Below are 17,169 nucleotides of genomic sequence, written 5' to 3' on the forward strand. Positions count from 1 at the left end.
TTTAGCTAACACAGAGCTCCATGCTCTACCATAAGGCAAGTTGCCCAGCTTGCCTTACTTTCACACCTGCTTATAAAAAAATTGGGAATAAATATCTCGTCTGTTCGTTACCTCTATGTCAATTCGTAAAAAAGAGGACGAGACAATGACTCACTTTAAACAAACTTTAATCGCAATGTGTGTAGTAACTTCAGCAGGTTTAACAACGGCGAGCTACGCAGCAGATGTGCAATTATCGGTATCAACCGACCAACAAGCTTCAAGTAATATGCAAACATCTCTTGCACCGGCTAATGCAAGCCAAACAAGCACGACATCATTGATGCAAAATAGCCAAGTTTCAGGCTCTGCGACAACTCAAAACTCAGCCACAGAAACAAACACGACTACGAGCAACAGTGCACAAACCAGTACTGAAACAAACACAACAAACACGGCTCAAAATGCTGAACAAACGCCTACTGCAACTACCGCAAGCTCACTTAATAGCATTAATGAGTCTGCCAACTCAGTGAGTGTAACAGCGATATCAAACCAAGCAGGTGCAACTATTGATAACAGCGTATCGATGGTTAATGCAATGACCACAAGTAATGCAATTAACCCTACTGCACTGACCTTGCAAAACCAGCTAGATCAGCAAACAAGTTCATTAACTCAAGCGAACATAACCGAGCTCCCACTGCTTGATGTGAACCAAGTATCTGCCATTAGCAACAACCTACAATCAAGCCTGTCAGGGAATGTGCAACAAGCCGCTATCGACTCTGTGCAAAGTAGTGTTGAGCAAACGGTAACTTCTACTGTGAGTAATAGTGTCAGCCAACAAGTTGCTGACCAAGTCACCGCGACCACAACAACAGAAGTGGTTAACAGTATCCAAAATAGCCTTAATTTAGGCCTTTAAAGTCGTGTTGTGCCGGGTTATTACCCGGCGCACTTTTAAGGAGGTCGCTATGCGTACACTAACAACACTTGCTGTAATGAGTGCAATGACGTTAAGCATTCATGCAACCGCAGCCGATGCAACGTTTAATACACATGCTCAGATTGGTTTAACGAGCAACTCAGATTTAGCAATAAAAGAGCTCGATGTCATTTCATCGCAAAGTGACACTGGCACCTTGCTGTCTGCGGGTCTAAGTGCAGAATTTAAAGCAACCGATGCACTCAAGTTCACACCCAGTTATCGTTATGAAAACACCAATTACCATACCTTGGATCAATACGACTTATCGCTCCATCAATACGGGTTAGACACAAATTATAAGCTAACACACACTGACATTGGCTTTCGTTATGATGGTGCAACAGCCCAAGTGGCAAACAAAACATTTTTAACGCTCGACCAAGGAAGTCTTTACATAGGTCACTTTGTCAATAACACCACATATTTAAGAGCAGCATTGAAAGCGGGTGAAAAACAATTTACCACTCAACCTGCACGTGATGCACAAAGCCTTGGCCTTGACACCAGTCTTTTTTATTTTATAAATCAAGGTAATACCATGTTGCTACTGGGTGCGAGTCTCGACAAAGAAGAGGCAACTGAGCAACAATATGACTTTTCTGGCTGGACTTTAAATACGCGCGTTTCACACACGTTCACCGCTTTCGGCAACACAAATAAAGCGAGCATTGGTTGGCGATATCAAGATAAAGACTATCAAGAGAATCCAAACGATATACTCACTGAGCCAACTCCATCACGTGATGAAAGCCGCCATGTCTTAACCGCGCATTGGCAACTATCGCTGCTTGATTCGTTAAGTTTAATTACCGAGGCTGAGTATGGGGATTATCAATCTCAATTAGAGGCAAATACATACACACAAAGCATTGCATCCATTTCTTTGCGTGCTGAATTTTAAGCCTTAATAAGTGATTGAGCCATGCCCAAACACGCTATCTTTTCCGGGTTTTCCTTTATCGACTGCACGCTCAACTAACTTATTATAGATAGAATGGGGTGTGTAATCGGGGTTCGCCGCCAAACATGCCGCAGCCGCAGTCACCTGCGGCGCCGCCATTGAAGTCCCTGATTCAACCCCTACACCACCGCCCGAGTTTAGTGTTAATACGTTGACACCTAAGGCTGCAAAATCAATGTAGTCACCTTTATTTGACCAACGGTATATTTGCCCATTTTTATCAACCGCACTCACTGCAATAACATTTTCATACGCCGCGGGATAAAGCGGCAATGCAGCGGGGCCATCATTACCGGCTGCTGCAACAAGAGTCACTTGCTGCGCAATTGTCGCCTTAATTGCTGCCGCTAAAATAGCATTATCTGGCCCAGTAAAACTCAGGTTAATCACTGGAACTTGCGCAGCCACCAGCCAATTTAAGGCATCAACAATAGCAGCCAATGTGGCACCCTGTGACAAATCTGATTGACGATAAAAAACCGCCGCGCTGTATAACGTTGCTTGGTTTAATAATGGCGATAACTTGGTCGTTTTACCAATCATAACACCGGCGACCGCAGTGCCATGTAAGTCAGGTGATGCCACGGAATTGGGCAGAAATGACCGAGTCTCAATGGTGCTCCCCACAAAACCAGGGTGCGCCAAGTTAAGTGCGCTGTCGATCATGCCTACCCGCACAGGCAAGTCGCAAACGGGCAGGTTTTTATGTGTGTTAACACCTTGCAAAGGACCTTGCTGCGCTTGATAAATGTGATTACGTCCTAATAAGGCCGCATCATCTATCGACAAAAGACGTTGTAATTGAGCTTTTGAATCAAACTGTTCAGGCACCACAAATCGTAGTAAAACCATTCCCAAAGCATCGTATGATTGACGACTGACTATCTGTGCACCAATGTGCTCTAGCTTCGCTCTATGCTGCTCATTAGCTAACAAAATCCATTGCCGTTCGACGGCTCTAAAACCCTGCTCTGTTTCGATTTCTATGAATGCTGGTTTTCCTACCGTATTCAAAATGGCCAACCGGCTGGGTAATGCGCTTATATCAGTCGCAAGTTGTTGAATAGAATCAATGCTAGGCAATGCGCGACGTGGAATATCGAGCCTATCTTCAATACGTTCAATGGCTGGGTCTATCTGCTCTATAATAGGGCTGATCGGTTTTATAACCGCGGCATATAAATTACTCGACATGAGCAATAACGTGCCAAAGGCAACATCTTTTATTTTCATGTTACAGTCACTTCTCTTTTGACTAAGGTTAAAGGTATAACGTTTGAAATAAAAATAAATTGCATATTTAGGGAATAAAAACAGTTTCTACTCGTTATAGTAGTGCGTGTAGGCTGAATCATTCATGAGTCACTTAATTTATAAGGCCACACGCCCTAACAAATAAGGGAAAACATGACTAATACACTAACCAGTTTATTACCTGCACTTAGGCGCTTTGCATTTTCGCTAACTGGCAACCAAGCTGATGCAGATGACGTTGTGCAAATTACCATCGAAAAGCTGTTGGTAAAAGGAATTCCTGACGATATTGAGCCACTAAAGTGGGCGTTTAAAGTATGCCGTAATGTATGGATTGATGAATATCGCTCGCAAAAAGTAAGGTTAAAAGCGGTTCAAAATACCGATTTACAAGAACCCACATGCGATGATGGGCAGCAACACCTGGCGACCTCGCAAACTCTTAAACGCGTCAACCACGCTTTAACTACTCTGCCCGATGAGCAGCGTGCAATCATCTCGTTAGTTGCAGTACAAGGCATGGCTTATAAAGACGTTGCACACACGCTAGATATTCCTGTTGGAACCGTTATGAGTAAGTTATCGCGAGCTCGAAGTGCCTTGTATCAATTAATAAAGCCTGACTTCACTAAGGAAAACGCCTAATGATTGACGACCAAACTCTCAGTGCCTTTTTAGACAATGAATTATCAGCGCAAGAAATGGAGCGAGTTCGCAGCGCCATAGCGCAAAATGAAGACCTTGCCATACGCCTTGCCGAATTAAGCGAAGTTGATTTACTAGTGAAACAACATGCTGAGCAAATTGATGCAATGCCACTGTCTAAATCGCTAGAAAAAACCCTTGGCAAGCAAACAAACGACACGGTTGTTTCACTGTCGAAGTGGCAAAAAATAAAACAAGCCAGCCGTAAGCAACTCGCTGTCGCAGCAGGTATTGCTGTGCTATTTACTGTGGGCGTTGCCAGTTTAACGCAACAAAAGCAATTAAATATTGAACAGCCCATAGCAAATGCATTAGAGCAGCAACTAAGCGGTGACAAAACAAATATAGATAGTGCACGCTCACTTACAGCACAATTAAGTTTTATTAATTCGACGGGGGACTTTTGTCGACAGTACACCCTTTACCAACAACAAACACAGCAGTCTCATATTGCCTGTAAAGAACACGGTACTTGGCAACTTAAAGTCTCTACTGAGCAAAAGCCCTATGATCGACAAACATATAGCCTCGCGAGTAACACGTCAGCGCTCGACACCTTTATCGATAATACAATTAAGGGGCAGCCGCTCGACCGCACTCTAGAACAGCAAGCACGCGAGAATAAGTGGCAATAGGTAAAATAACCATGAAGTTTTTAATCACACTATTAATAACCCTTATTCTCAGTGGCTGCAGCAGCACAAATCAACATAATGACATTGATAATCATGTTGGACTGACAATTAAGCCGCTCGCAGAAAACCAATATGTGCTTCGCTATAAAAGTAATAGGCTATCAAAGCAAGGCGTGCTTGATGCTAGTTTGCATCACGCCGCCAAACTAACTCTAAAACAAGGTTACGACTGGTTCGTTGTCACCACGCAAGATACACACATATCGCACAACAATACAGCGCTTAACTCGCACAGACAAACTGCAACTTATACAACACGCTGTGGTTTACTTACCTGTTCAAGGCAAGCTTCACCTTACCCTAGTGAGTCGCCACCCCACATTGCAAAGCGTGAAATTACAACACAGTTAATCATTGTTTTGGGAAAGGGGATCAAACCCAGTATTGATGCAATAGATGCTTATTCACATATTCATCACCCTGAATAATCAGGGATATATCTCTTTCTCGCGGGGAAACTTTCTGTGCTACTCTTTACTAATACAGCGCATTTCAGTGTGACTCATGACTGGTAGCATCGAGAACTATTTTTATCACGGGTTCTATATTTTCTTAATGATCACCGTTATTACCTGCTCGGTTATTGCCACAAAATTAATGACCAGTGGGTTTAACAGTCGATCAATCTCACTATTTAACCTGTATTTCTATTTAGGAATGGCGGGCTTTTCGTGGTTATGGATACAGAATATTTTTGAGCTCACACCTGACTTTCGCTCAGGTGTCGCCATGTACGTGCTCTCTATTATGTTGCTTCAGTTAGCTATTTTTAATTACGACGAAAAGTCTCGCTTCAACCTGCAAGTAATAGCCTTTAGTCTCGTATGCGCCGTGTTTATATTTTTTATGAAAACCATAAACCAATTAGCTATCGCGCAGCTAAGTTATACATTTATAACTCTGCCCGTTCTTATTTATGTCAGTTTCAAACGCGCCATACTAAAAAGTAATATAGGCAATGGGGTACTCGCCACTGCCCTGTGTATTTTATTGATCATCGCAATAAGCCAATTAGCCATTGTAGTCTCTGGGAACCTAACTGTTGCGGTGCTTTATTCGCTAACGGTTGTTGGGCATGCCACTGTGTTTGTGATGATAGGACTAGGCCTCATAACAACGTTACTTATCGACGAGAAAAAACGTTACTTAGACCTTTCTTTAAAAGATCCCCTCACCAATTTATACAACCGCCGAGGGTTACAGTTTATACTTGAACAACAGCGTTTATTAACCTCAAAACACAACTCAAAACTGTATGCCAGCGTGGTAGATATAGACTACTTTAAACGTATCAATGATAGTTATGGCCATGAAGGGGGAGATCTCGTACTTGAAGTATTCTCTGAACTGTTAAATCACCATTTAGCCAAACAAGACTTATGTTGTCGTTTGGGCGGAGAGGAATTCCTCATTTTGAGTTTTGAGCCCAGCGAAAATGCAGCCCAACAAAAGCTAGAGACGCTTCGGACTATTGTTGAAACCAGCGAAATTGTTTTTCATGAAAATAACATCACACTCACTGCCAGTTTTGGACTAACCCGTTGGCAACAAGATGACACATTCGATAACCTAATTAACCGAGCAGATAAAGCGCTCTACTCGGCTAAAAATAAGGGCAGAAACCGGGTTGAAATAAACCTTTAAAGCATGGCTTTTAAAGTCATATCTTTATCAATAAAGTGATGCTTAAGTGCCGCTAAGATATGTAACGACAGCGCGGCTGATAATAGATAACCACACAAAATGTGAACTTGCCATCCTGCCTCACTTAACCAAGCAATAGAGGCAACCGCCTCGCCTGCCTCATTGTAGTTACTAGCAATGAGTTGCCACGAAAACAAGCCAATACCAAAGCCGCCAAACCCACTATAAAATGCGCCAGAAACAAGCATGATAGCTAATAAAGTTAACAGCCCCCAATGATAAACATGCAACCATTTGGTAAGGCGATTTTGCACTGCTGATTGAAACGGATTTCGTATTCGATAGATAATTCTGGCTACCCATAGCATCGCAATCATAACCGCTATCGACTTATGCCAGTGGTATAAGCTGTAATCGGTAGCCCAGGTCATGTAGTAACCCATTACAATCACAGTCAAAACCAATAGCGCACTCAACCAGTGCAAGAACTTATGCGTAGTTTGCTTGGTGTTTTTCATTTAATTAATCCTTAAACAATGATTTTCATGTGTTCAAGAATAATGATTAACCTTATGATTTATATAGAACTGTGACGAAATCACCTATTTTGTGATGAATGAATCTTCGACACTGAGCAAATCAGATACACGGGCTTTAAACGACTTACTCACTGGCACACTAAAACCTGCAGCCATCGTCAATTTGCACTTATTGAGCGCTAGATTAAAATCAGCAATCTGGGCAACATTAACAATATAACTACGGTGTACTTGGCAAAATGTGTCAGACGGTAGTTCAGAATATAGGTGTTTAATGGTATCTCGCTTTAAGTAACGATTCTCAACGGTCTGTATCTCTAAGTAATTACCTGCTGACTTTATAAAAACCACTGACGCTAACGGCAGCTTTTTAGCGACTCCTTTATGGTTCACTTCAATATAATCAGCCTTTTCAAAATGCTCAGTGTGTTCAGGTCGGACCGTCGCAGGTGTTGACTCTGCTTGTACCGTGAAAACATGCCACAGTATTAATACTAGAGTACTCGCAATGAAGTATTTTGGAAAAAGCTGAGTAACCGAGGCTGCGAGCGCATAACCATAAAAATCAAAATCTATTAAAATACGTAAGCTAATGATCAATGAGATGCTCATCAATAACATCGTAGGATAAAAGTAAATTCTACTTTTAACGCGCGCTTTTAAATTAAAAAATGCAACAACTCCTATGCTAAGCACACATAAGCTTCCCCACTCTTTTAACCAAAATAATTGTGAATCAAAAAATTGGTAATGACCGCCACCAATATAGTGACGCCAAAAAAAGCAATAGGCATTGAATAACAGAAAAAAAGCAAACCACGCACCTGCTGCGCGCTGCCAAGGCTCAGTGAGATGCCGCCATAATTTATTTATTGCCATAACTTTCTCCTTTTAAGCTCTAAGAAAGTAGCAAATATACAGCCGTGTTAAAAAGTACTTTTAGTTATATTTAAAAAGCAATGAAAGTAACAATGGCAGGCTGTCACTGCTGATCTAAAAAATTTCATCAATCAATAAAACTTTGATCTGAACAAAGTGTATTCAGCCCAATTAAAGCTAAACTTATACCTTATTAATTACTTTGTAGGGAATAAACCATGACACACCTCGTCGCCGACTTAATGACTCCAGACCCATTTGCGATTAGTGCGCACAACACCTTGCATGATGCCCACAATTTAATGAAAGAAAAAAACATCCGCCACATTCCCGTTATTAACGAGCACGGTGGCTTAGTAGGCATGCTCACGCAGAAAATAATGATTGCCCAAGTAATGAACATTATGGCCAACTTTAGCGCCAGCGCACTCGAGCGAAAAGAAAAGCAAACCAAAGTAGCCGATATCATGGCAACCGATTTCACTAGTATTTCTGCAAAGCAGCCACTGCATGAGGTGGCTAAATTCTTTGTCGAGAATCGTCATGGTTGTATGCCCGTTGTCGACGAAGACAATAACCTAGTAGGTATTTTAACCTCGTCTGACTTTGTTCGTTTAGCGGCTGCATTGTTATCTTGATATATAAACGAGTAATTATTTCTTCCACTGCACACTGAATTTTTTACATTCAGTGTGCAGAGTTTTCATAATAAGCTAAACCCACATACCTCACGACCCACCTCAAAACAAAAAATAAATAAATAAAAACAAAAACTTATAAATATCATTAATTTTGGTACAACGCTTGCTCCTCTTTAAATAACTTCGCTTTCTGGTCATTACAGAAAGCATCATGGAACAACTTTTTAAAGAAACTCGGAGGAGTAATGAGTAACACATCATCGAAAGTCGCAGAATTCACAGCACCCGGTGTTAATAACCAATCAGCCGCTGACACGATTGCTATTTTAGACCAACGTATGGTCGCTTTAATCGATTTACACCTCACTTTAAAACACATTCATTGGAATGTAGTCGGCCCTAACTTTATTGGTGTGCACGAAATGCTTGATCCACAAGTAAGTGCCGTACAAGAAATGACCGACACTATCGCAGAGCGTATTGCAACTATGGGTGGCGTGCCCGTAGGCACACCGCAATCGATTGTCGACCGTCGTAATTGGAAAGATTATTCAATTGGCAAAGGGCTCGTAACCGACCACTTGTCAGCCCTTGATAAAGTGTATAACGGGGTGAATAAAGATCACCGCCAAGCCATTGAAAAGTTAGCCGAGCTTGACCCAGTTTCTGAAGATATGATCACAGGTCAATTAGCAGACTTAGAGCAATTTCAGTGGTTTGTTCGTGCGCACATCGAATCGTCAACGGGCGAACTGAAAAGTTAAACCCTCCCTTCTATCCGAAGACCCCTTGCCCAGCATCTGCTGGGCTTTTTTATTTTTTAAAACAACGTTATAACCAGCCTTTGTGTTTAAAAAATAAATAAGGGGCAAAACCCGACAACAACATCACGCCAATCGCGAACGGGTATCCCCATGCCCAGTTAAGCTCAGGCATAGAGTTAAAGTTCATACCATAAATACTGGCAACCACGGTGGGAGGTAAAAACACCACTGAGGCGATTGAGAAAGTCTTAATTATTTGGTTTTGCTCGATATTAATAAAGCCCTGAGTCGAATCCATTAAAAAGTTCACCTTATCAAACAAAAAGGTGCAGTGAGACATCAAGGTATCGATATCGAGGACAATTTCGCGCAGAGACTCGCGGTCTTCGCTGGGCACTCCCAAATTACGCAGTAAAAAAGAAATGTTGCGACGCGTATCCATTAAACATAAACGTACTTTACCGTTGTTGTCCTCAAGGCGAGAAATTCGGCTCACTGCTTCCTCAAGATCTGAGTCATCCTCTTCGAGCACATACGCACTGAGTTTTTCGAGTTGATGATGCATATCTTCAAGCATATCTGCATGGTTTTCGACCTTTTGATCGAATAAAGTCACGAGTAATTGCTTTGGGTTATCGCACGCAACTTGCCCTTTGCGAGCACGTAAACGCAATAAACGAAAATCGGCTAATTCATCATCGCGAATCGTTAGTAAGCAGTTATCTTGCAGTAAACATGCGACCGTCACCGTATTAAAACGCCCTTCGTTAGGCGACATAAACAATGCATGCACATGCAAGCCTTCGTGGTCGATAAAACACCGCGATGATGCTTCAATTTCGTCTACATCATCCGCCGCAGGAAGCGTAATATTTAATGTGCTTGCAAGTGCTTGGCGCTCTTCTTCACTTGGATTAATGGTGTCTATCCAATGCGCATTTTTAATAGCGGTTGCTAAAGGTGTATCGGGGGCTGGCTCAGTTTCGGTGATCACACCTTGGTTAATAGAAAAAAATCGTAACATACGCCCTGCCCTAATTAATCAAATTACTGAAATACTATAGTTGTTCGTCATAATGAACAATGCTCAATTTGTTAAGGCTAAAAAAAACCCCAACAAAGGGGCTTTAAACTTTATAATGGCAGTATTGCTATGCACCGAGCTGTTGCATTTGTTCTACTTCATTTTTATTTGCACTGACAAAGTCTTCAATATTATCGACGCCGTTCACTGTGTTATTTTATAAAAAGCGAATATCCTAATGGTATATTGAGCCAGTAAAAGCTGGCATTAACAAAACTTGTCAGTATAAAGCTTAATAGCTACTTGATTGCATCGCAGGAAGTAAAATAGCTGCCACGATACCCAGTATAAATAAGCCACCAACAATCAGTACACCCCAAAATGACCATTGTTTTTGCACACGTTGGAAATGCTCAACACTGTCCCATCGTTTGTTTTGCCACGCCATCTCTCGGCCTTTAAAGCCCAAGTAAATAGACACAATAAAACCAATATAAGGAACTAAAGCTAATAGGCCTATCCACGTACTGTTGCCAATTGCCCAAATCCAGCTTAAAAAGAACGCTCCCCAACTAAACCCCTTTACGCCTTCTGGTAACTCGCCCACCTTACCTTGTCCTGAGTTATTCTCTGTGGGAATTTCAAGGCTTGCTTCAGGTGGTGTGTAATTATCTGTCATATGATTATCCTTATTTTAAGACAACTTATAGTAAAACTAATCGGCACTTTAATTTATAGTAATGACGATATTTTAAGCAAGCAAAAGTCGACTTAAATTAATAGCGACGTGGTGTGTTTTGTACCATTTATCTGATTCTCTGTGCTTTACTTAAAAGCATTAGCGAATCAATCGTGCTTTGCAAAAAAGCTCGTAGAAAATATCCATCAACAGTTGCTTAGCAAGGTTTTTCAGCGTCGCAGTGCTCCCTAGTAAGTGGAGCACTCTAACCGCCCCTACTTAAGCCCACTTATACTTAAGCCCCTTAAAAATTAAGTTAATAATGAACGTAATTGTTTGAACCGTATTTAGATACAGAATACAATTGTTATGATGTAACATAACAAAGAGAAAGTAATGAAATTTAAAATCTCCCTTTTATGCTTAGGTATCTCTTCATCTATGCACGCAAATGAAATCGAACACATAGAGATAAAAAGCGACATAAAAGACTATTCCCCCATAAACCAGGTTGCTGTAGGTAAGTCTGTATTATCTGGTGATCTTTTAGAGCAACAAAAAGCAACAACATTGGGTGATACGCTTTCACAAATACCCAGTGTTAGTGCCAGTTTTTTCGGCTCTTCGGCAAGTCGGCCACAAATTCGTGGTCAAGGAGGCCAACGAGTACTGATCACCAGTAATGGCATGCCTATTCGTGATATGTCAGCGGTGAGCGACGATCAACTCATACCTATTGAGCCTTTTTTTGCAGAATCGATCACGGTACTTAAAGGCGCTCGTGCAACAATTCCTTTTGGTGGTGAAGCCATGGCTGGGATTGTTGATATAAATGATGGCCGTATTCCCTTACAACAAGGTATTAAAAAAGAAGACAAACTTGAAATTCAAACGGGCTACAATGCCCCGTCCTCTGTGCTTGGCACCGCAAGCGGTCAAGAACACGACTTTGCGTATAACGTTAACCTTCTTTATCGCGAGCAGAGTGATTATAAAGTTCCTCATACTAGCAAAGCAGCAGACTGCTCAAATTGGGACTCGTTGGTTTTAAATAGCCAACAGGTAAGCCAATGCCAAGTTTCTTTGGCAAGACCGACATGGGAGCATGATGGCACTCAGTTTGTTGATGTCACCCCTATTGAGCAGCAAATAATTACTCATCAACTCGCTAACTCTAAAAATAAAGTAGTCAATTCAAGTTATTACCAAACAAACTTAACTTTTGGTGGCAGTCAGCGATTTGACGATGAGCAGTTATTTGGCATGTCTGTGAATTACAACTCCGCAAATAGGGCAATACCGGGGTTTGTTCACATAGCCCGTCCAGCAGTGCATTCACACGATGCACAACAGACTGAACAGTCGGGAAATATTCGTATTTACTCATCTCAATATCGTATTGATGCACTTTACCAAAAACATTTTTCAGCTAATCCATACTTAAATGAGTTCAATATAAAAGCGGTGTACTCAAAACAGCTAGACGACGAAAATCTCGACGAGAGCAGCGTGAACACATTCGTTTTAAAAAACTGGCAACTTAGTCCAACGTTAAATTATCAATTTACAGAACAATTCGCTGGTGCATTCGGACTCGTTGTCGATAGGAGTGAAAAACAAGGCAGTGGCAAAAACAATTACCTACCCGACATTAACGCTAAACGCCAAGGTGCATACATACTGCAAGATGCAGCACTTGGGCCTGTTTCGTTGCAAATTGGAGCACGTTACGAAAAAGTCAATTACACGCCAACTATTAACGACCACTATCAGCCCGGACGAGGTCAAGGAGCAGCCATAAAAGATAATGAGTTTGAGCTGTTTAATCATTCATTGTCTGCAAATTGGGATATTTCTTCGTTTTGGTATGTCGATGCAAGTACGACCCATGCCGAGCGCGCCCCCGATATCAATGAACTGTATGCAAGTAACCCACATTATGCACTGTTAATTGAAGAGCAAGGTAATTCAAGCCTCGAAAAAGAAGTGAATAAAGCGCACGAAATTGGCACAGGTTTTCACTTCGACAACCTAAGCCTGACTGCGAGTTGGTACAAAAATAACTACGATAATTATATTTACCTAGGCAGCACAGGAGTATACAGAGGAGGTGTGTATGTTAAAGAATGGCGTCAAGCAGATACCTTAAATAAAGGCTTCGAAGTTGAGCTCAACTATACACTCAACACGCAAAATTTAGGCGATTTCACCTTTACTGCGTATGCTGACGAAACAAAAAACACACCGGTATATCAATTTGACGGAAGCTATGACCCTTTTACACCAGAGGCTTTTTTTAACCCTGATGAAGCCCAAGAGGCAGAGTATTTTCGCCGTCGACTCGAAGGAGATAGCATTCCTCGCACGCCTGCCGACAGCTATGGCGCAGCAATTCATTGGCAATTTGAAAATATAAAAACCACGATTGATTACCAACACAGCAAAGCGCAAGAGCAGCTTGCAAAGTTTGAACACGCATCACCAAGCTACTACAGTATGGGCATGAACATGCGTTACGCAAATTCACTTTTGGGATTTGATAATGAGCTGTTTATAACTATAGACAACCTAACAAACCAAGAAATACGCCCACATCAAAGCTATTTACGATATTTAGCCCCGCAGCCAGGTCGCAGTATTGCCCTCGGTATACGCACCGCACTATAACAAAAAAGGGCCACGTATTTACACGTGGCCCTTATAAATTCGATTCAGAAACAATCTATTCAGCGATTATAGTCTCACTGTATTTGTGCTATTTCGTTGAATATCACGAATGCCATCTCGGCCTTCTTTTTCCATTGCTGCAATTTGTTCCGGAGTACGACAAACACGCTTAGGTATATTGCTACCCGTTGGCTTTTCCATTTTACAAATTAAACCATCATTACTTGCTTGTTCATCACTTGAACTCGCACAACCGGTCATTAACACGGCTAAAAGAGCAACACTTAAAAACTTCATATACTTCCCTTTTTTTAATTAATTTAGCGCTCGATAAGAACATATTATTATACTACAGGCATAAAAGCACAACATTATAGGTACAAAACCCGTTTTTAATGCGGTTTTTTCACGCCATATCGCACCATATCTTTACCGTTCTCGTATACGTCATGACTAACATACCGACCCAGTAATAGTTGATGATTATCATCAAGAACAGCGACAAATGGGCGACCATCACTGTTATTTGTAGCCAAGGCGACCCCTGCTACATTTTCAAGGCCTAAGCCACCATTTTCGACAAGACGTAAAAATGTCTCTAATTCATCTAATGTTTCGATTACATCATTATCATTAATCATCTTAAACACTCAGTGATTGCTAATAAAGCTAGCATAACAGGATTAAAAATCGGGTGCGAATGACTGTAGACAAATAACATTCAAACATGTCGTTTTTTTGCAATATTTAAATCTATGCGTTTTCTAAACTGGCCCTAAATTGTTATTTAAGGAACCGTTATGAAACGTGCTAATTATCTTTCTTCATGCCCCGTGCTTATAAAGCACCTTATTAACCAAGAATCATTAATTAAAAATGCTGCCGAAGCGACTTTCGGCTTAACAATATGGGAGCTAATAAAACTGAGGGTATCGCAGCTTAATCAATGTGCTTTTTGTATTGCAATGCATACTAAACAAGCACGCGAGTATGGCGAATTACCTAATCGCATTATTGGTTTAAGTGCTTGGCAAGACATGCCGCTTTATACTGAGCATGAGCGCCTTGCGTTAAAACTGTGCGAAAAATTGACACAAGCACAACCAATTGATGATACTTTCTATCAAACACTGACTGACGCATTTTCAGCGCAAGGGCTTGTTGCATTAACAGTTGCCATTAATGCAATTAATAGCTGGAATCGTATAGTGAAAACATTTAAACCTGATGTCGAGTTTAATGAATAATCATTTAACACTTGAGCTCATGACGCCACAAGGTGACATAGCCGAAATTATTCAAGCTATCTGGTGTGCTTCGGCGCATTCAGAGGGTGACCAATGGCTCGCGTGCGATGGGGCAACTGGGGTTATTTTTCCTGTGGCTGGTGAGCTTTTTCTTGATGATCAGCCAGTCGCCCCACCCTATGCTTTTCAGCAAACATCGACACATGCATCAAAATTGAGTTTTTCAAAAGAGGCACGATTTTGCGGCATACGTTTTAATCCCACAATACTGCCGCAGCTGCACGCCACAACACATTCTTTAGTTAACGTTGAGTCACTCAATACAATAGCAACAGGCCTTAAAAAAGACCCAAGCCTTAGTGCTTTTGTGGCTCTTTTAAGCGAGTACTTAACCCTACCCAAAGTGATTAATCGCGGAACTGAGCACTCTAAGCACTTAATTCGTAACCTAATTAATTTAACCCCACTCGAAACCGCCTATCAGCGAGCACCACTCAGTCAAAGACAACTTGAACGACAAGTTAAAAACCAGTGCGGAGTAACACCTAAGTATTTTGAACGCATTTATCGCGTAAAAATGGCCAAACAAGCCATAAAAGATCACCCTTTTATGAGTTTTGCCGATATAGCGCAAGCGTGTGGCTTTACCGATCAGCCGCATTTTATTAAAGAGTTCAAAGCGATTATGCACATTACACCTGCCAAGTACCGAAAGCTGCTTTCAGACTCACAGAGTAAACAAACAAAACTGATCCTAAGATAGTTGCACGCACGCTTTTTTGTCTGAATGTAGGCAATACCGGCACTGAACGATTTTATTTGCGCTGGGCTTTTATCCATAGGATAGTTAACTTAGTCTAAAAACTTGCTGTAACTTAACAGGATAACTATGAAAAACGTTTTACTTGCTACCAGCCTTATTGCCTCATCATTTACTGCGTTTGCAGCAGAGCTAACTGTTGAAGAGCTTCGTATCGAAAAAGCGACAAAAGCCATGCCAACAGTGTTAGCTGCTTTTTCGAAAGAGGTCGCGCAATTTGAAAAAGACTGGCAGGCGGTGTCGAGCTACCAGCAAGCAAGTGATCTTATCGATGATTATTCAAAACAACTTTGGCGCAATACAAAAGCACGTATCAGCAAAACAAATAGCTTTGATGACCGCGAACTATATTGGGCACGCCTCCTTTCAAGCAAAGTGATGCGTACCAGCAAACCACAGTTTGCCATCACAGACAGCGAACAAACCGCATTATTAATCATGCTTGAAAATGGCAGCCGTGGTCGCACCGATCTTGATTACAGCAAAAAAACCGACAAAAAGATCTTAATTACCGGCTTTGATCCCTTTTTACTTGATAAAAACATTAACCAAAGTAACCCATCGGGTGTGGCAGCGCTTATGTTAGATGGTCAAGTGATTAGCTATCAAGGTATTAGTGCCGAAATAAACACGGTAATGGTGCCGGTACGCTATGAAGACTTTGATCAAGGTATTATTGAATCATTACTTGCACCATATTATGCGCTGAATAATGTTGATATGATTGCTACGATCAGCATGGGCAGTAAAGATTTTGATCTTGAACGCTTTCCGGGTAAACGCCGTAGCGTCACTGCGCCAGACAATGCGAATATAGTGTATGGCGGTACTGCAACTGCACCAAAAATATCACACCTTCACGACCGCCCATTGCCGGGTAATGAATTTGTGACTTTCAGCCTACCTGTAGAGCATATGCAAAAAGCGAAAGGCCCATTCACAATCAACGACAATCATAAAGTGGTCACTCTTGAAAAAGCATTTGAACCACAATCACTGAAAGAGCTTGAAGGTGCAATTGCGGTTAAAGGTGGCGGTGGTGGCTACCTATCAAACGAAATTTCGTACCGGAGTATTCGCCTACGCGATGAGCTTAATTCAGACATTCCAACGGGTCATATTCATACGCCACGTATTGCACAATTTGAGCCCGAAACAGAAGCCAAAATCGTTGCACAAATAAAAGCCATGCTTGAACAGAGCTTAGTCGCACTGTAATAAACTTGCTCAGCGCATGTTAAAAACATTCGCTGAGCAATATAACGGGCTCTTAATCTATTGAGGGCCCGTTCCTCCATCTACTTGGCTACCCAAAGTATTTGCACTGTCTAATCGATATGGGTAAAGCTGCACATCACTAAAGGCCGTTGCACCACTATCACGATATTGATCTGTTGCTGAACGTCCTGTGTAAATGTTTCCTGAGGCACTAAAATATCCAGAGCCTTGATTCCAATGAGGCTTTGCTGAGTTTTCAAAATAATTGTTCTCAACAAGTACTTCGGCGCCATCACTCGCACTTATTGCAAAATAAGTAATGTTTTTCCAGTAATTATTAAACATATGAACGCGTGAATTATAGCCATCTATTTTAGGGTTTCGCCCTGCTGCTGTATCCCAAAAATTGTGATGAGCAGTCACATGAGAGTTTCTGAATAAATGAGTGTACCAATGCTGATT

20 protein-coding genes are annotated in these 17,169 nt (G+C 41.5%); 12 read left to right on the forward strand and 8 right to left on the reverse strand.

Translation table 11 applies throughout. The annotated features are described in order from the left end of the window. The first annotated feature begins 145 nt into the window (after nucleotides 1-145). Together BM378_RS08770 and BM378_RS08775 are read left to right on the forward strand one after the other, a co-directional pair. A complete protein-coding gene (locus BM378_RS08770) occupies nucleotides 146-907 on the forward strand; it encodes a hypothetical protein (RefSeq protein WP_036966755.1) in 762 nt (253 codons plus the stop codon). Nucleotides 908-956: 49 nt separating this feature from the next. Next, nucleotides 957-1,871: a hypothetical protein gene (locus BM378_RS08775; protein WP_074989013.1), complete on the forward strand. Its 915-nt coding sequence runs from the start codon at nucleotides 957-959 to the stop codon at nucleotides 1,869-1,871. Nucleotides 1,872-1,874: 3 nt separating this feature from the next. Here BM378_RS08775 and BM378_RS08780 read toward each other — a convergent pair whose 3' ends face one another. Further along, nucleotides 1,875-3,164, reverse strand: coding sequence for a S8 family serine peptidase (locus tag BM378_RS08780; RefSeq protein WP_074989014.1), 1,290 nt, complete (start codon nucleotides 3,162-3,164; stop codon nucleotides 1,875-1,877). A gap of 174 nt (nucleotides 3,165-3,338) precedes the next feature. Here BM378_RS08780 and BM378_RS08785 point away from each other — a divergent pair, with 174 nt between their 5' ends. From BM378_RS08785 to BM378_RS08800, 4 genes are all read left to right on the forward strand, one after another. Beyond that, a complete protein-coding gene (locus BM378_RS08785; RefSeq protein ID WP_065978614.1) occupies nucleotides 3,339-3,830 on the forward strand; it encodes an RNA polymerase sigma factor in 492 nt (163 codons plus the stop codon). Continuing rightward, nucleotides 3,830-4,525, forward strand: coding sequence for an RT0821/Lpp0805 family surface protein (locus tag BM378_RS08790; protein ID WP_074989015.1), 696 nt, complete (start codon nucleotides 3,830-3,832; stop codon nucleotides 4,523-4,525). The genes BM378_RS08785 and BM378_RS08790 overlap by 1 nt, the downstream gene beginning before the upstream one ends. 11 nt (nucleotides 4,526-4,536) lie before the next feature. Continuing rightward, entirely contained in the window at nucleotides 4,537-5,013 is a 477-nt protein-coding gene (locus BM378_RS08795) for a CC0125/CC1285 family lipoprotein (RefSeq protein ID WP_074989016.1), read from the forward strand. 76 nt (nucleotides 5,014-5,089) lie between these two features. Then, complete coding sequence (locus BM378_RS08800) at nucleotides 5,090-6,229, forward strand: GGDEF domain-containing protein (protein WP_065978617.1); 1,140 nt, start codon at nucleotides 5,090-5,092, stop codon at nucleotides 6,227-6,229. Here BM378_RS08800 and BM378_RS08805 read toward each other — a convergent pair. Together BM378_RS08805 and BM378_RS08810 are read right to left on the reverse strand one after the other, a co-directional pair. Continuing rightward, a complete protein-coding gene (locus BM378_RS08805) occupies nucleotides 6,226-6,747 on the reverse strand; it encodes a cytochrome b (protein ID WP_074989018.1) in 522 nt (173 codons plus the stop codon). The two genes, BM378_RS08800 and BM378_RS08805, sit on opposite strands and share 4 nt — an antisense overlap. 84 nt (nucleotides 6,748-6,831) lie before the next feature. Beyond that, entirely contained in the window at nucleotides 6,832-7,647 is an 816-nt protein-coding gene (locus BM378_RS08810; protein ID WP_074989019.1) for a LytR/AlgR family response regulator transcription factor, read from the reverse strand. Between the two features lie 218 nt (nucleotides 7,648-7,865). Here BM378_RS08810 and BM378_RS08815 point away from each other — a divergent pair, with 218 nt between their 5' ends. Both BM378_RS08815 and dps read left to right on the forward strand, forming a co-directional pair. Further along, nucleotides 7,866-8,285, forward strand: a complete 420-nt coding sequence (locus BM378_RS08815) for a CBS domain-containing protein (protein ID WP_036966736.1) — start codon at nucleotides 7,866-7,868, stop codon at nucleotides 8,283-8,285. A gap of 248 nt (nucleotides 8,286-8,533) precedes the next feature. Beyond that, entirely contained in the window at nucleotides 8,534-9,052 is a 519-nt protein-coding gene (dps, locus tag BM378_RS08820) for a DNA starvation/stationary phase protection protein Dps (protein WP_036966733.1), read from the forward strand. A gap of 67 nt (nucleotides 9,053-9,119) precedes the next feature. Here the strand turns inward: dps and corA are convergent, their stop codons facing one another. Together corA and BM378_RS08830 are read right to left on the reverse strand one after the other, a co-directional pair. Beyond that, complete coding sequence (gene corA / locus BM378_RS08825) at nucleotides 9,120-10,076, reverse strand: magnesium/cobalt transporter CorA (RefSeq protein ID WP_036966730.1); 957 nt, start codon at nucleotides 10,074-10,076, stop codon at nucleotides 9,120-9,122. Nucleotides 10,077-10,368: 292 nt separating this feature from the next. After that, nucleotides 10,369-10,755: a hypothetical protein gene (locus BM378_RS08830; RefSeq protein ID WP_051501730.1), complete on the reverse strand. Its 387-nt coding sequence runs from the start codon at nucleotides 10,753-10,755 to the stop codon at nucleotides 10,369-10,371. A 396-nt stretch (nucleotides 10,756-11,151) separates the two neighbouring features. Here BM378_RS08830 and BM378_RS08835 point away from each other — a divergent pair, with 396 nt between their 5' ends. Next, on the forward strand, nucleotides 11,152-13,422 hold the full coding sequence (locus tag BM378_RS08835; RefSeq protein WP_036966727.1) for a TonB-dependent receptor: 2,271 nt from the start codon (nucleotides 11,152-11,154) through the stop codon (nucleotides 13,420-13,422). A gap of 66 nt (nucleotides 13,423-13,488) precedes the next feature. Here BM378_RS08835 and BM378_RS08840 read toward each other — a convergent pair whose 3' ends face one another. Together BM378_RS08840 and BM378_RS08845 are read right to left on the reverse strand one after the other, a co-directional pair. After that, a complete protein-coding gene (locus BM378_RS08840; protein ID WP_036966724.1) occupies nucleotides 13,489-13,719 on the reverse strand; it encodes a hypothetical protein in 231 nt (76 codons plus the stop codon). A 95-nt stretch (nucleotides 13,720-13,814) separates the two neighbouring features. Next, entirely contained in the window at nucleotides 13,815-14,063 is a 249-nt protein-coding gene (locus BM378_RS08845) for a hypothetical protein (RefSeq protein WP_036966721.1), read from the reverse strand. 159 nt (nucleotides 14,064-14,222) lie between these two features. Here BM378_RS08845 and BM378_RS08850 point away from each other — a divergent pair, with 159 nt between their 5' ends. From BM378_RS08850 to BM378_RS08860, 3 genes are all read left to right on the forward strand, one after another. Beyond that, entirely contained in the window at nucleotides 14,223-14,669 is a 447-nt protein-coding gene (locus BM378_RS08850; protein WP_036966718.1) for a carboxymuconolactone decarboxylase family protein, read from the forward strand. Then, on the forward strand, nucleotides 14,662-15,432 hold the full coding sequence (locus BM378_RS08855; protein ID WP_036969095.1) for an AraC family transcriptional regulator: 771 nt from the start codon (nucleotides 14,662-14,664) through the stop codon (nucleotides 15,430-15,432). Before BM378_RS08850 ends, BM378_RS08855 begins: the two co-directional genes overlap by 8 nt. Nucleotides 15,433-15,558: 126 nt before the next feature. Then, on the forward strand, nucleotides 15,559-16,707 hold the full coding sequence (locus tag BM378_RS08860) for a PA0049 C-terminal domain-containing protein (protein ID WP_036966715.1): 1,149 nt from the start codon (nucleotides 15,559-15,561) through the stop codon (nucleotides 16,705-16,707). Between the two features lie 57 nt (nucleotides 16,708-16,764). On the opposite strand, the gene BM378_RS08865 is transcribed toward BM378_RS08860, so the two are convergent. Beyond that, entirely contained in the window at nucleotides 16,765-17,130 is a 366-nt protein-coding gene (locus BM378_RS08865; RefSeq protein WP_036966712.1) for a pectate lyase family protein, read from the reverse strand. Nucleotides 17,131-17,169: the final 39 nt, after the last annotated feature.

This window comes from Pseudoalteromonas lipolytica (assembly GCF_900116435.1).
Lineage (GTDB): Bacteria > Pseudomonadota > Gammaproteobacteria > Enterobacterales > Alteromonadaceae > Pseudoalteromonas > Pseudoalteromonas lipolytica.

What these genes read in the sequence shown, in the direction of transcription:
- BM378_RS08770 (WP_036966755.1), top strand. Translation starts at nt 146, where the DNA reads ATGACTCACTTTAAACAAACTTTAATCGCAATGTGTGTAGTAACTTCA.
- BM378_RS08775 (WP_074989013.1), top strand. Translation starts at nt 957, where the DNA reads ATGCGTACACTAACAACACTTGCTGTAATGAGTGCAATGACGTTAAGC.
- BM378_RS08780 (WP_074989014.1), bottom strand. Translation starts at nt 3,164, where the DNA reads ATGAAAATAAAAGATGTTGCCTTTGGCACGTTATTGCTCATGTCGAGT.
- BM378_RS08785 (WP_065978614.1), top strand. Translation starts at nt 3,339, where the DNA reads ATGACTAATACACTAACCAGTTTATTACCTGCACTTAGGCGCTTTGCA.
- BM378_RS08790 (WP_074989015.1), top strand. Translation starts at nt 3,830, where the DNA reads ATGATTGACGACCAAACTCTCAGTGCCTTTTTAGACAATGAATTATCA.
- BM378_RS08795 (WP_074989016.1), top strand. Translation starts at nt 4,537, where the DNA reads ATGAAGTTTTTAATCACACTATTAATAACCCTTATTCTCAGTGGCTGC.
- BM378_RS08800 (WP_065978617.1), top strand. Translation starts at nt 5,090, where the DNA reads ATGACTGGTAGCATCGAGAACTATTTTTATCACGGGTTCTATATTTTC.
- BM378_RS08805 (WP_074989018.1), bottom strand. Translation starts at nt 6,747, where the DNA reads ATGAAAAACACCAAGCAAACTACGCATAAGTTCTTGCACTGGTTGAGT.
- BM378_RS08810 (WP_074989019.1), bottom strand. Translation starts at nt 7,647, where the DNA reads ATGGCAATAAATAAATTATGGCGGCATCTCACTGAGCCTTGGCAGCGC.
- BM378_RS08815 (WP_036966736.1), top strand. Translation starts at nt 7,866, where the DNA reads ATGACACACCTCGTCGCCGACTTAATGACTCCAGACCCATTTGCGATT.
- dps (WP_036966733.1), top strand. Translation starts at nt 8,534, where the DNA reads ATGAGTAACACATCATCGAAAGTCGCAGAATTCACAGCACCCGGTGTT.
- corA (WP_036966730.1), bottom strand. Translation starts at nt 10,076, where the DNA reads ATGTTACGATTTTTTTCTATTAACCAAGGTGTGATCACCGAAACTGAG.
- BM378_RS08830 (WP_051501730.1), bottom strand. Translation starts at nt 10,755, where the DNA reads ATGACAGATAATTACACACCACCTGAAGCAAGCCTTGAAATTCCCACA.
- BM378_RS08835 (WP_036966727.1), top strand. Translation starts at nt 11,152, where the DNA reads ATGAAATTTAAAATCTCCCTTTTATGCTTAGGTATCTCTTCATCTATG.
- BM378_RS08840 (WP_036966724.1), bottom strand. Translation starts at nt 13,719, where the DNA reads ATGAAGTTTTTAAGTGTTGCTCTTTTAGCCGTGTTAATGACCGGTTGT.
- BM378_RS08845 (WP_036966721.1), bottom strand. Translation starts at nt 14,063, where the DNA reads ATGATTAATGATAATGATGTAATCGAAACATTAGATGAATTAGAGACA.
- BM378_RS08850 (WP_036966718.1), top strand. Translation starts at nt 14,223, where the DNA reads ATGAAACGTGCTAATTATCTTTCTTCATGCCCCGTGCTTATAAAGCAC.
- BM378_RS08855 (WP_036969095.1), top strand. Translation starts at nt 14,662, where the DNA reads ATGAATAATCATTTAACACTTGAGCTCATGACGCCACAAGGTGACATA.
- BM378_RS08860 (WP_036966715.1), top strand. Translation starts at nt 15,559, where the DNA reads ATGAAAAACGTTTTACTTGCTACCAGCCTTATTGCCTCATCATTTACT.